At 73.0% G+C, this 13396-nt stretch carries 7 protein-coding genes, 2 tRNA genes and 1 other RNA gene; 3 read left to right on the forward strand and 7 right to left on the reverse strand.

Translation table 11 applies throughout. The annotated features are described in order from the left end of the window. Positions 1–21 precede the first annotated feature (21 nt). Positions 22–94 (forward strand) — tRNA-Gly (locus BLW14_RS14950). Positions 95–205: 111 nt separating this feature from the next. Here the strand turns inward: BLW14_RS14950 and BLW14_RS14955 are convergent. From BLW14_RS14955 to ffs, 6 genes are all read right to left on the reverse strand, one after another. After that, on the reverse strand, positions 206–1117 hold the full coding sequence (locus tag BLW14_RS14955; RefSeq protein ID WP_093707784.1) for a phosphoribosylaminoimidazolesuccinocarboxamide synthase: 912 nt from the start codon (positions 1115–1117) through the stop codon (positions 206–208). A 105-nt stretch (positions 1118–1222) separates the two neighbouring features. Continuing rightward, positions 1223–2686, reverse strand: coding sequence for a N,N-dimethylformamidase beta subunit family domain-containing protein (locus BLW14_RS14960; protein WP_093707785.1), 1464 nt, complete (start codon positions 2684–2686; stop codon positions 1223–1225). Between the two features lie 194 nt (positions 2687–2880). Next, on the reverse strand, positions 2881–4536 hold the full coding sequence (locus BLW14_RS14965; protein WP_093707786.1) for a hypothetical protein: 1656 nt from the start codon (positions 4534–4536) through the stop codon (positions 2881–2883). A 241-nt stretch (positions 4537–4777) separates the two neighbouring features. Then, positions 4778–6046 (reverse strand): phosphoribosylamine--glycine ligase, encoded by a 1269-nt coding sequence (gene purD, locus BLW14_RS14970; protein WP_093707787.1) that lies wholly within the window; start codon positions 6044–6046, stop codon positions 4778–4780. An 82-nt stretch (positions 6047–6128) separates the two neighbouring features. Further along, positions 6129–8348 (reverse strand): DNA polymerase III subunit gamma and tau, encoded by a 2220-nt coding sequence (locus BLW14_RS14975; protein ID WP_093707788.1) that lies wholly within the window; start codon positions 8346–8348, stop codon positions 6129–6131. A gap of 70 nt (positions 8349–8418) precedes the next feature. Beyond that, positions 8419–8515: signal recognition particle sRNA small type (gene ffs, locus BLW14_RS14980), an RNA gene on the reverse strand. 121 nt (positions 8516–8636) lie between these two features. On the opposite strand from ffs, the gene BLW14_RS14985 reads away from it, so the two are divergent. After that, a tRNA-Ser gene (locus BLW14_RS14985) sits at positions 8637–8724 on the forward strand. Between the two features lie 80 nt (positions 8725–8804). Here BLW14_RS14985 and BLW14_RS14990 read toward each other — a convergent pair. Then, a complete protein-coding gene (locus BLW14_RS14990) occupies positions 8805–9884 on the reverse strand; it encodes an endonuclease NucS domain-containing protein (protein WP_256332786.1) in 1080 nt (359 codons plus the stop codon). Between the two features lie 518 nt (positions 9885–10402). On the opposite strand from BLW14_RS14990, the gene BLW14_RS14995 reads away from it, so the two are divergent. Further along, positions 10403–13369 (forward strand): AAA family ATPase, encoded by a 2967-nt coding sequence (locus tag BLW14_RS14995; RefSeq protein ID WP_256332787.1) that lies wholly within the window; start codon positions 10403–10405, stop codon positions 13367–13369. The last annotated feature ends 27 nt before the right edge of the window (positions 13370–13396 follow it).

A 13396-nucleotide genomic window follows, 5' to 3' on the forward strand; every position in this document is an offset into this window, starting at 1 on the left:
AGGTCTCGCGCTTCGGCGCTTGCGGACGTAGCTCAGTTGGTAGAGCGCAACCTTGCCAAGGTTGAGGTCGCCAGTTCGAACCTGGTCGTCCGCTCCGCACGAAGAAGCCCCCGGTCTTTCGGCCGGGGGCTTCTTCATGTGCGCGTGGCTGTGTGCGGTGACCGCGGGGTGTCCCGCCGGTCATGGCCGGCGGGACACCCCGCTGCTACCAGGACGTGCCGGTGAGGAGTTCGTACGCCTCGATGTACTTGGCGCGGGTGGCGTCCACGATCTCCTGGGGCAGCGCCGGCGGCGGCTGCTCGCTCCTGCGGTCCCAGCCGGAGGCCGGGGACGTCAGCCAGTCGCGGACGAACTGCTTGTCGTAGGACGGCTGGGCGTGGCCCGGCTCCCAGGTCTCGGCCGGCCAGAAGCGGGAGGAGTCCGGGGTCAGCACCTCGTCGGCGATGATCAGTTCTTCGCCGCCGTCGGCGGTGGGCGCGAAGCCGAACTCGAACTTGGTGTCCGCGAGGATGATCCCGCGCTCGCGGGCGATGTCGCGGGCCCGTCCGTAGACGTCGAGCGTGGTGCGGCGCAGCGCGGCGGCTGTCTCCGTGCCGACCTGGCGGGCCACCTCCTCGTAGCTCACGTTCTCGTCGTGGTCGCCGACGGCGGCCTTGGTGGCGGGGGTGAAGATCGCGCCCGGCAGCTCGGAGCCGTCGACGAGGCCGTCGGGGAGCCCGATGCCGCAGACGGTCCGCGAGGCGTCGTACTCGACGAGGCCGGAGCCCGCCAGGTAGCCGCGGGCGACGCACTCGACCGGGACCATCCGCAGCGACTTGCAGATCATCGTGCGGCCCTCCCAGTCGGCGGGGGCCCCGGCGGGCACCTCGGTCGACAGGACGTGGTTCGGCACGAGGTCGGAGAGCTGGTCGAACCACCACATCGAGAGGCGGGTCAGGACGCGGCCCTTGTCCGGGATCTCGGTCGGCAGCACCCAGTCGTACGCGGACAGCCGGTCGCTGGCGACCATGACGAGGTCACCGGCCTCGTTCCGGTACAGGTCGCGGACCTTGCCGGTGTGCAGGTGGGTGAGCCCCGGCACCTGCACCGGCTCGGGCTTTTCTACGAATCCGGACACGCTGCCTCCGCGTACGTTGTTCCAAGAACCGTTCCGATTGTCCCGTATCCGGGAACGGCCGGCTGCGGAGGGGTGCCGACCGGGTGGCCCGTGGGCGCCCGTGGTTCAGGCGCGCTTGCAGATCCGGTCGAGGAGGTTGGCGGTGGCCTTCTGGATGCGGGGGTCCACATGGCCGGGGCGGTCCAGGGCCGGCGACCAGGCGAAGGTGCCCGAGGCGAAGACGAGCGCTCCGGACGGGGCCCGGTACAGCGAGGTCTCCTGGTGCCGCATCACGCCTTCGCCGTCCTGGTACGGGGAGTGGGCGAGGAGGATGCGGTTGTCGTGTTCGGGCAGCGTGGTGCGCGGGAAGTAGCGGTCGGCCTCGCCCGCCACCAGGCCCTCGATCTCGTCCCCCTCGACGGCGCCCGTCGCGTCCCACAGCCAGTGCTCCGCGTTCCGCACGACCAGGGGGTGGGGCTCGGGGACCCGGCCCGCGTACTGGATGCCCAGCAGCTGCTGCTCCGGGCGGTCGATCTCGCGCCAGAGAGCGGGCCTGCCGGGGCCTCGGCGCTTGCGGCAGGTGAGCAGCCGGTCCGGCACCCCGGACGCCGAGGGCCCGAGGCTGACCTGCCAGTACATGGTGTTGGCGGAGAGGTAGACCAGCGAGGTGCCGTGGTCGCGGGCGCGCTCGGCGGTGCGGCGCATGGGCACCGACCAGTACTCGTCGTGGCCGGGGAAGACCAGGCCCCGGTAGCGCGCGGGGTCGACCCGGCCGGCGTGCAGGTCGCGGGTGTCCGCGTAGGCGAGGTCGTAGCCGTAGCGCTCGGCCCAGCGGATGAAGTCGTACGCGTGCCCCACGTGCAGCGGGAGGCCCGCACCCGCGTAGGGGCGGTCGAAGGAGACCGTGACCGCCGCGTCCTCCTCGCCGAGCAGCCTGCCCTCCTCGTCCCAGGCGTGGTAGAGGCTGGCGCCGGTCCGGCCGTCCTCCGGGTAGAGGTTGTACGCCTGCCAGGTCACGTCCGGGAGTACGAGCAGCAGATCGGCCGGGTGGTCGTCGCGGACGGTGAACGGGATGTGGGAGCGGTAGCCGTCGAGCGTGGTGAGCACGGCGACGTACGCGCCGATCGACCAGTAGGACGGGATCTGCAGCCGCCAGGACAGCCACCAGTGGTGGCAGGAGACCGTGCGGTCGGCGGTGAGGGGGGCCGGCTGGACGATGCCGGACAGCCGGGGGCTCGTGGTGATCTTGGAGGCGCCATCGCCGCCGTAGTGGCCGATCCGGTACACGTCCACGGAGAACTGCTGGGGCGGGTCCACCGTGATGTGGAAGTCGATCGCCTCACCGGGGGCGGCGGCGCCCGTGGAGGTGAAGCCCTTGATCTGCCGGCGCACGTCGTCCGCGGTGCGCGTGCCGCCGTCGGTGGAGGCGCGGGACAGAGTGGGGTCCGCGTACCAGGGCACGACCTGGCCGGTGTCGTCGAAGTAGTTCTCGCTGCCGCGCAGCCAGGGCAGCGGCCCCTGGCCGAAAGGGTCGGTCACGGCATGCGCCAGGGCACCCGATTCCCACCGACGGATCTGTTCCGCCCCCATCTCGCTCCCCCTCCCTCAGGCCCCCGGATCAACAGTGGCGCGCCGACAGTCAGCGCCATTCCCCAGCACATCACATAACGCACGCACTCCGTCACCGTTCGTCGTGAATTGACGTGAACGGAACCTGGTGCTCCGGTTATGCGGTTGTTCTCGGCCATCCCGTCCGCCGCATCTTTCCGTCGGCGGGGCCTGTTTCAGACGAGGCGGACGGGCTTGTCGGTGCGCACGCCGACCGAGGCGAGCCAGGAGCGCAGCGGCCCCGCGTCGCCGTCCTCGATGAGGCTGAGGACCGGGCTGCCGAGGTCCGCGCGGCGCTCGCCGTCGACCAGCAGCGCGGGCCCGTCGAGCCAGTCGAGGCCGGGCGCCGCACCCGCCGTGTCCACGGCCGCGCAGCAGACCATCGCCGCGACGTGGTCGGCGAGCAGTTCGGTCCCCGTACGGGGCGGCTGGAGCGGGAAGAGGGGGAGCGGGTCGGGGCCCCACAGGGCGAGGAGGTCGTCGCCGGGGGCGGGGGCAGCCGCTCCCGTGGCGCCCGTGCCCTGCGCCTCGGCCTCCTCGCGGGCCACGGCCGCGCTGATGCCGGCCGCCAGCTCGTCGCCGCCGCCCTCCCCCGCCTCCAGGTGCTCGACGACGCGGGCCAGGGTGGGCACCCCGCCGACGGCAGCGGCGGGCGGAACCCCCATGGTGTCGAGGACGCGGTGCAGCCGGGCCGCCTCCGAACGCCACTTCCGGTCGACCACCTCGTCCGGATACTGCTGCCAGTCCACCGGGGCCCAGTCCGGCCCCGTCTCGGCGGGCCCGCCGTGGAAGAGCCGCGCCGCCAGCAGGGACGCCGCCTCGTCGGCCGCTCCCGGCTCCTCCAGAAGGTCGCAGGCCGGCCGCTCCCCCAGCCGGGAGGCATACCCCTCGGCCAGTCGGTCGCGGCGGGACAGCTCGGTGAGCGCGGAGACCACGCCCGCGTCCAGCTGCGAGGGCCAGCGGCCCATCCGCCAGGCGGGCAGCGCGACCCGGGTGAGCAGCCGGTCCCAGCCGGCGTAGGCGAGGCCGACCTGCTCCTGGGCGACGATCCGCAGCCCGTAGTCCACCGCCTGGGCGCGCGTCGACGCGGCGGCGGCGACCCCCCGCTCCATCTCGGCGGCATGCCCGCGACAGCTGCGCAGCAGTATCCGGGCGATCCGGCCGACGAAGGCACGCGGCAGCCGCAGCGCCCTGCGCACCGGCCCCTTGGCGGGCGCGGAGCCGTCGGCGACGGCCCCGTCGAGACCCCGGACGAAGCGCCGGGCGGCGGCTATGTCGGGCTGGGCGGAGGCGCTGGTGCCCGCGACGACCGGGGCGAGCAGGGCGCGCAGCTCGGCGACCCGCATCCACCACAGGAACGGGGAACCGATGACCAGCACGGGGGCCTCCCCGGTCCGGCGGGCGGGGCCGCCGGACACCGGGTGGGCACGGTCCTCCAACCAGCTGTCGCAGTCGGGCGTGAGCGCTATGGCCGAGGGCGCAGGCACCTCCAGCCGGTCCGCCAGCTCCCGGACCAGGCGGTAGAGGTCGGGGGCCGCCGCCTCGCTGAGCGGGACGGTCGGGCTGACCGCGGGCTTCGCCCGCGCCACCGCGATCGCGACGGCCGCCGCGATCAGCAGGACCACGACCGCGCAGGCGGCCACCGCCCAGCGCGCCGCGTCCCAGCCGCCGCCGTCGGCGAAGCCCTGCGCGCCCGCGGCGAACAGCACCACGGCCAGCGCGGCGGGCAGCAGCGCGACCGCCGTCGCCCTGCCGCGGATGCGCAGCAGGACGAGCGCCCGGGTCCGCGCGGCGCGCGCACCCGGCTCCTCACCCGTACCGGTACCGGACACGGCTGGACCTCACCCCCTCTGCCCCCACGGCGGTGTTGCTCACTCCCCCACTGTGGCACCCGCCACCGACATCGCAATGCCGGTGGGCCAAGTGCCGGAACGCTTGCGCCGCACCCTAGTTGGGGGTGCGGCGGGCGTCATCCGGATGGCTCAGCAGTCACTCGATGGAATGGCTTTGGGCAAAGGTGTTGAGGGCCGGGGGGTCGGCGGGGTACGTGTTCGCCCCGCCGAGTGCGCCGGCTCAGGCCCGCGCGGCCGCCGCGTCCTGGGCGGCCTTCTTCGCGATGTCCGTACGGAGCTGGGAGCCCTCCAGCCGGATCCTGGCCGCCGCCGCGTAGGCGCGCTCACGGGCGCCCGCGAGGTCTTCGGCCGTCGCCGTCACGGAGAGCACCCGGCCGCCCGCGCTGACGACCGCGTCGCCCTCGCGCCGGGTGCCGGCGTGCAGCACGTACGCGTGGGGGGCGTCCTGCGCCGCGACCTCGTCGAGCCCCTCGATCGGGTCGCCCGTGCGCGGGGTGCCCGGGTAGTTGTGCGAGGCGATGACCACCGTGACGGCGGCGTCGTCGCGCCACTTCAGCGGCGGCAGCTGGTCCAGGGTGCCGTCGGCGGACCCGAGCAGCACACCGGCCAGCGGCGTCCGCAGGCGCGCCAGGACCACCTGGGTCTCCGGGTCGCCGAACCGGGCGTTGAACTCGATGACCCGTACCCCTCGCGAGGTGATCGCGAGGCCCGCGTACAGCAGACCCGAGAACGGGGTGCCGCGCCGGCGCAGCTCGTCGACGGTCGGCTGGAGCACCGACTGCATGACCTCGTCGACCAGCTTGGGGTCGGCCCACGGCAGCGGGGAGTACGCGCCCATGCCGCCGGTGTTCGGGCCCTCGTCGCCGTCGAGGGCGCGCTTGAAGTCCTGGGCGGGCTGGAGCGGCAGCACGGTGGTGCCGTCGGTGATCGCGAAGAGGCTCACCTCGGGGCCGTCGAGGAACTCCTCGATGACCACCCGGTCGCAGGCCAGCGCGTGCGCCCGGGCCACCTCAACGTCGTCGGTGACGACGACGCCCTTGCCGGCGGCCAGGCCGTCGTCCTTGACCACGTACGGGGCGCCGAACGCGTCGAGCGCGGTGTCGATCTCGGCGGGCGTCGTGCACACGTAGCTGCGGGCGGTCGGTACGCCCGCCCCGGCCATGACGTCCTTGGCGAACGCCTTCGAGCCCTCCAGCTGCGCGGCCGCGCCGGACGGACCGAAGCACGGGATGCCCGCGGCGCGCACCGAGTCGGCGACACCGGCGACGAGCGGCGCCTCCGGGCCGACGACCACCAGCCCGGCGCCCAGCTCGGCGGCGAGGCGCGCGACGGCGACGCCGTCGAGGGCGTCGACCGGGTGCAGTTCGGCCACCTCTGCGATGCCGGCGTTGCCGGGAGCGCAGTACAGATCGGTGACGTCGGGGTCGAGGGACAGAGAGCGGCACAGGGCGTGTTCGCGGGCGCCGCCGCCGATGACGAGGACCTTCACGGGGTGCAGCCTAGCCGCCGGGGCGCGGTGGCCTTGCCGGGCGCCGGTCCGTGGACAGGTGCGGACCGACGCGCGGGCGCGCCTACTCGTTCGTGAACTCCTCGACCACCGTGGCGCCCAGCTCGCGGACGATCAGCTCGTGGCCGGAGAGCGCGGAGTCGACGAGGTCCGGGTCGTCGGCCTCCGGGATGTCGTCCTCGGGCGAGACCGGCATGGGCGGCTCGGGGGCCGCCTGCGAGGCGGGCGGGGGCCCGGCCGGGGAGCCGCCGCCGCTCGGCTGCTGCGGGGCGGGGGCCGGTGCGGGGGCGGCGGGGGGCGGCTCGTACGCCTGCGGCGCGGGGGCCGCGGGGCGCTGCGGGGCGGGCGGCGGGGTGTACGGCCGCTGGCCACCGCCCGTCGGCGGCTGCGGGGGCTGTCCGGCGCCGCCCGACGGGTCGACGATCGCCTCGATCTTCCACTGGGCGTTGAACTGCTCGGCCAGCGCCTGCCTCAGCACGTCCTCGCTGCCGCTGCTCGTGAAGTTGTCCCGCGCACCGGCGTTGAGGAAGCCGATCTGCAGGGTGCTGCCGTCGAACCCGGTCACCTGGGCGTTCTGGCTGAGAAGGATCCACGTGAAACGTCGGCGGTTCTTCACCGCCTCCAGGATGTCGGGCCACATGTTGCGCACCTGGCCGGCACCCTGCGCCATGCCCGGAGCAGGGGCGGAGGCGGGCGCGGGGGCGCCCTGCGGGGCGGGGGCCGGCGGCGCCGCGGGGGCCTGGGCCGGTGCCGGTCCACGGCCGGGCGCGGCAGCGGTGGGCCAGCCACCGGGCCGGCGGCCCTGGTCGGGGGCGGACGGCGCGGGGGCGGACAGCGCGGGGGCGGACGGCGCGGACGGTGCGGCGGCGGGCCAGGCCCCCGGCCGCTGCTGCCCGGCGGCCGACGCCTCGGCGGGGGGCGGTGCCTGTACGGGTGCGGCCGTGGCGGGGGCCTGCGGGGCGACCGGGGCGGGGGCCTGCGGCGCGGGTGCGTCCCCCCGGGCCGCGGCGCGGGCGGCGGCGGGCGCGGCGTCCGGCTGCGGGGCGGGGGGCGCCGGGGCGTGGGCGAGGGCCTCGGGGCCGGGGACGTACCCCATGGCGGGGCCGGGGCCGGTGGTCTGGAAGGAGGCGCCGCGCTCCAGCCGGTCCAGCCGGGCCTGGAGGGAGCGCTCGTCGTCGAAGGCGGCGGGGAGCAGGACCCGGGCGCAGATCAGCTCGACCTGGAGGCGCGGCGAGGTCGCCCCGCGCATCTCCGTAAGCCCTTGGTTGACCAGGTCGGCGGCGCGGCTCAGCTCTGCGGCCCCGAACACGGACGCCTGGGCCTGCATCCGCTCGACGACGTCGGCGGGGGCGTCGATCAGCCCCTTCTCCCCGGCGTCCGGCACGGCGGCGAGGATCACCAGGTCACGGAGCCGCTCCAGCATGTCGGCGACGAAGCGGCGCGGGTCGTTGCCGCCCTCGATGACCCGGTCCACGACCTCGAAGGCCGCCGCCCCGTCGCCCGCCGCGAACGCGTCCACGATCGAGTCGAGCAGCGAGCCGTCCGTATAGCCGAGCAGTGCCGTCGCCATGGCGTACGTCACACCCTCGTCGCCCGCGCCGGCGAGCAGCTGGTCCATGACGGACATCGAGTCACGCACGGAACCGGCACCGGCCCGTACGACGAGCGGCAGGACGCCGTCGTCCACGTGGCTCTTCTCCCGCCCGCACACCTCGGCGAGGTAGTCGCGCAGGGTCCCGGGCGGGACGAGCCGGAACGGGTAGTGGTGCGTACGCGACCGAATGGTCCCGATGACCTTCTCGGGCTCCGTGGTCGCGAAGATGAACTTCAGGTGCTCCGGCGGCTCCTCCACCACCTTCAGCAGGGCGTTGAACCCGGCCGACGTCACCATGTGCGCCTCGTCGATGATGTAGATCTTGTAACGACTGGAGGCCGGCCCGAAGAACGCCTTCTCCCGCAGGTCACGGGCGTCGTCCACGCCACCGTGCGAAGCTGCGTCGATCTCGATCACGTCGATCGATCCCGGCCCGTTGCGCGCCAGGTCCCGGCAGGACTGGCACTCCCCGCAGGGCGTGGGCGTGGGCCCCTGCTCGCAGTTCAGACAGCGGGCCAGGATGCGCGCACTCGTCGTCTTGCCGCAGCCGCGCGGGCCGCTGAACAGGTACGCGTGATTGACCCGGTTGTTCCGCAGGGCCTGCTGGAGCGGGTCAGTGACATGCTCCTGACCGATGACCTCGGCGAACGACTCGGGGCGGTAGCGGCGGTACAGCGCAAGGGACGACACACCTACGAGGTTATCGGGGCCGACTGACAACCGGCCCCGCCCGTGACCGGCACCACCCCGCCCCCGGAAACGCAAGGGCCCCCCACGCACCCGCCAGAGCCAACCTACCCTTGCTGCCTTCCGGCCCTGGGGGAGTTCAGTCAGATAGCGCCACGTGAGGGGCTGACGCCCACCTTAACCGATCCCCACCCCCACAAGTCCACCTCCCCCACCTCCCCGAACCCCCTCGGACGCCCTCCCCGGGAACAGGTTCGCGAGCACTCCCCAACGTCTTGTATTGTTTGCCGCGGAGGATTCGCCTAGTGGCCTAGGGCGCACGCTTGGAAAGCGTGTTGGGGGCAACCCCTCACGAGTTCGAATCTCGTATCCTCCGCCATTGCTCTCACCGGGCAATACGTCGAAGGGCCCCGCAGCTTGCTGCGGGGCCCTTCGACGTTACGCGGTCTCACATGTTGGTCAACCGATGTCGAAGTGGCGGGAGACCTCCTCGATCGTGAAGCGGGCCCGCAGCTTGCAGGCGGAGTTCTGGTTCGCGAAGAGGCCCGTCCGCCAGAACGCCCTCTCTCTCGGCACGGATCGTTCCCAGTCGATGGGCACGACCCACTCGCGGCGGTCCCCGGTGTCGCTCTCCGCCGTCGGCCTGCTGTCGGGCCGGTAATCGCCTTGGAGTGGGAGGTCAGGCATCCGCCGACTTTCACCGTCCACGACGAGGACAGCTTCGTCGAAGGGGCGCGGCTCACCGCACACCGTGCCCGCACCCACGTAACCCACCTTGGGGATGTGTGTGAACACTCGCGCTCCCACGGGCAGGGAGCGGATCGTCCGGGAGAACCACTCCCCTCCGCCGGCCGACACGAAGCCGTATTGCCGGGCGTCTTCCCAGCTGCGCCCTCCTGGCTCGTCACCGAACGAGACGTACCAATCCGCGCCGTTCCACAGCTCCTGTTTGGCCCGCCTCGTGGTTCCCGCAGGCGCCGCAGCTGCGTCGGCGTCATCGATCAGCCAGGTGCGGGCCAGGTAGGACCGGCCCTCGTCCTCGAAGTAGCGGAAGAACAGCACGTTGAGGGGAACCTGGTAGCCGGACGCCAGGTAGGTGACGATCCGCTCCGTTGCCGCATCGACCTCGCTCGCGACGACCGTGAGGGTGTGGGTGCTGTTCAGCTCCTCCGGCGGGCTACTGCCGAAGCGCAGCGCGAACGCCTCGTCCAGCTCCTCCCCCAACCTGCGGCTTCGCGCGTAGGCACTGTAGATCTCACGCACCTGCTCATTACTGAGGTCCTGCACCCAGGAGCCGTAGTCGAGCAGCTGGGCGACGACCTCGCGCGGCGTGCGGTCCCGTTTGAGTTCCAGGACGTGCAGTGCGCCCTCGGCATCCATGCCGAGCAGGTCGATGACCTTTCCGTGGTCGGTCTGCACCTGCCGGCCGACAAGAAGCAGCGGCTTCCCCAAGATCTCCGGGTCGGCCTCTATGAGCTCTTCCAGCCGAGCCTCCAACCGCATCGGCCGCGTGGCGACCCGCACCGGCTTGTCGTCCACCCTCCACAACCCGAATTCCAACGGCATCGTGCGCCCCCTCCTTCGATCCGCCATCCGATCGCGTCAGGAGACCTGAACCTCGTGATGCGGATACCCCATCCACTGATCGAGGCAGATCTCGTAATGGGATGTCGTACGTTTACATGCCTTGCCGCTGTTACGCCAGATCGCGCTGAAGTCGGCATCCCGCCGTTCATGCCTGCCAGGCGCGTCGCGGTGCCGTCGTACGGTGGAAGCACGCCACCAATACGCGGAGCCCCTCGATGCGCTGGGCGTAGACGCGACGATCACGCCGTCCATGCTCAACACGAGGCAGAAGGCCCCCAGGCGCATCAAGCCGCCGGGCTGGCTGGGGGACACGGCCGAGCACACCCGCGGGCATCTGCTTGCGAGATCTCTGGGCGGGTGGTGGGGCCCTTCGGCGTTCTCCCGCACGCGGTCGCACATGCCGCAAAGCCCTCACCCGCCCGGACCGCAGCGTCTAGGGTTCGCTCACCGGTCTCATCGCGGAGGGTCATATGTCCGAACCCAGCGCGTCACCCACACCGCCGGACCCCGGGGCTGCCGGAGGGCCGCTGGAGTTATGGGAACAGGTTCTGTCCGCCGCGTCCGATGTGCTCGTCGGCATCGCGGAGAGCCTGAAGGTCGAGCCGGTCCTGCTCGCCGGGTTCGCGACCATGTTCCTCGTCGAGCTGGCGGGAGCCCTGTACGGCGGGACCTTCCTGCTCGTCGCGTCGTTGATGTTCGGCGCGTACGCCCTGTCCCTCGTCGCGCTCTTCGTGTTCCGGCGGTGGGGCAGTCCTCCTACCGCGCGGGCGGCGGGGGACAGCCGGCGGGCGAAGGTCCGGCGGTCCCGCAGGGTGCAGGTGTCCGACTTCGGGGCGTGGCGCGGGGACTCGCGGGTGGATGTGCGCCGCAGCGAGGACGTGGTCATCGGCGGCAGCCCTGCCCGGGACTCCGCGCCCGCGATCCTGCCGGTACCGGAGAGCGAACCGGCCGCCGAGCCCGAGCCGTTCACGCCCCGCAAGCCGTACACCCCCACCCTGGCCCGCACCCGCGACACCGTGCTGAGCGCCGCGCGCGGCGGTGCCCGAGGAACGGGCGTGCGCTTCGAGGTCGTCGCCGACAGCGGCTGCGGCAAGACGCTGTTGCTGGAGGAGATCGCCGCCGGGCTGAAGGAGGACCGCCGTCTGGTCCTGTTCATCACCGCCGGCGCCCCGCAGTACGGCGAGGCCGGGGCCATGGGAGCCGCCGGGCGGGAGATGGCCGAGTACGCGGCCTGCCGGCAGATCATCGACGCGATCGCCACCGACGTGCACCGGGCGTACGTTCCGGAGGGCGGCGAGGAGCCCCTCCTCGATGCCGCGGCCGGGCGCGAGCTGGAGACCTCGGTCCTGGGCACACGCGACGTCTGGCAGCGGGAGTCGCGGTCGGCCGGCACGAACGTCGTCATCGATGTCAGACGCTCCCGCGATGTGAGCGTCGGCGACATCGGCGAGGCGGTCGCGGGTGCGCTCCCCCGTGAACCCGCGCTCTCCCGGCTCGCCGAGATGCAGCAGCAGCTGACGCGGGTCATGGACCGGACGGCCAGGTCCCGGCCGACCGCCCTGCTCGTGGACGACGTGCACGCCGTGGCCGGGACGCCGGTCGAGAACTGGCTGATGGGCGTACTCAGGGGGATGTCCACCGCCGTGGTCGTCCATGCCGGGCGCCCCGCGGACAACGGCGGCGAACGCGCGCCGGCGCCGGGCGCCCAACGGCTCAGGCTGGGCCTGCTGGCCCACGACGAGACCACCGCGTTCGTGAAGGAACGGCTGGTGGAGGCCGGTTGGCAGTCGGCCGGGGCCACCGCCGCCGCCGGCGAGATCGCCGTCCTCACCCGGGGCCACCCGATCGGTGTGGCCACCTGCACCACGATCGTCCGCGACTCGCTACCGGCCGACGCCTCGACGGCCGAGGTCCGCGCGCTGCTCCTGGGCGGAGCGGGGCACTGGGACGACGACGGCGCCTTCGACGCGGTACGCACGTACGTCGACGACTACGCGGCACGCATCACCGGCCGTCCCCTCCCGCTCTTCGACCTCCTCGTGGTCCTGCGCCGGTGCACCGCCCCGATCCTCACCGCGGTACTCGGCGAGACCGAGGGGGTCGATGGGAGACAGGCGTCCCGGCTCTACGACTGGCTGTCGCGCTGCGCCTTCGTCACACCCTTCGACGACGACGAGAACGAGGGCTGGCGGCTGCACGACTATCTGCGGGAGAACCTCGACCTGCGGTTCCGGCGCACCCGGCCGACACAACACGCCGCCCTGCACGCCTCGGTGGAGCGCTACTACCGGACCAGGCTGAACTTCGACGAGGAGCGCGAGGAGCAGCCGATCGGCGCGGTCGGCGCGCGCTACGAGGACGCGGACTGGCAACGCGACTCCCAGGAGTGGCTGCACCACGCCGCGTTCCTGCCCCGCGAGGCGTACGAGAGCAGCAAGCGCGCCATGATCCGGCTGTTCCTGGAGGCCTTCTTCTGGTGGGACATGGAGGTCTCCTCCAGCTACTGCGCCCAGCTCGTCTCCGCCTACCGGGCCCTGCCCACCGAACGCGACCTGCGCTGGGTCGACTGGCTGGACGATCTGCGCACCGGCTACGTCGCCGGACGCGTCAACCAGGTGCCCGGCCGGGACCGGGAACGGTGGGAGCGGGCCGGCACGGCTCTGGACGCCGTCACCTCATACCTCGGGCTGCGGCGCGGGCACATCCCCGCCGACCCCGACCTGCGGCGCATCTACATCATCTCCGCCCTGCTGCAGGGAGAGGCCCTCTGGTTCTCGGGCAGCGGAGGCGACCCGGAGCGCGACCGCGCGGCGGCCTGGTTCCGGGCCGCCGGGGACGCGTGCACGGACGAGAACGAGTTGTGGATCGGCAACTGGGCCGTTCACGAGGAGGCCAGTCTGTGGTCCACCTCGGACCCGGCCCGTGCCCGAGCGCTCCTGGCAGGTTTCGAGGACCGCCTCGCGGCGCAGGAAGACACCGAACTGCCGGTGTGGCTGGCCGACACGTACGCCGACATCGCCTGGGCCGAGAACGATCCCCGGCGGTGCTTCGACGCCCATGCCCGCGCCGCCCTGCACGGCTTCGTCTACCACGTACGCCAGGAGACCTACGGCCAGTACCCCAACCACTACACCGACTCGCTCTACCGCAGCGTCCTCACCCACGTGGAACGGAGGGAACGCGCCGCCCTCGACGCCGGCCTCACGGACGAGGTCGCGGCCGCGAAGGCGCGGAGCCGGGCCCTCTTCGCGCCGTACTGGCGGCACGTAGGGCGGGACCCGGGTGACACCTTCGGCCTGCCGGACCCGCCGGCCGCCACCGACCTCGGCAGCGACCTCACCCCGTTCGCGAGAGCGGCGAAGTGGGTGGTGCGGAACATGGAGGACGAGCTGGAGAAGTCCGTCGAGGAACCGTTGCGCGATCCGGCGGCGCCCTGACACGCCCGTCGGTGTCACGGGCGGGCC

Origin of the sequence: Streptomyces sp. 2131.1, assembly GCF_900105515.1 — a bacterium.
Classification (GTDB): Bacteria; Actinomycetota; Actinomycetes; order Streptomycetales; family Streptomycetaceae; genus Streptomyces; species Streptomyces drozdowiczii.

Coding starts and splice junctions, on each gene's coding strand:
- BLW14_RS14960 (WP_093707785.1), bottom strand. CDS start 2,686: ATGGGGGCGGAACAGATCCGTCGGTGGGAATCGGGTGCCCTGGCGCAT.
- BLW14_RS14995 (WP_256332787.1), top strand. CDS start 10,403: ATGTCCGAACCCAGCGCGTCACCCACACCGCCGGACCCCGGGGCTGCC.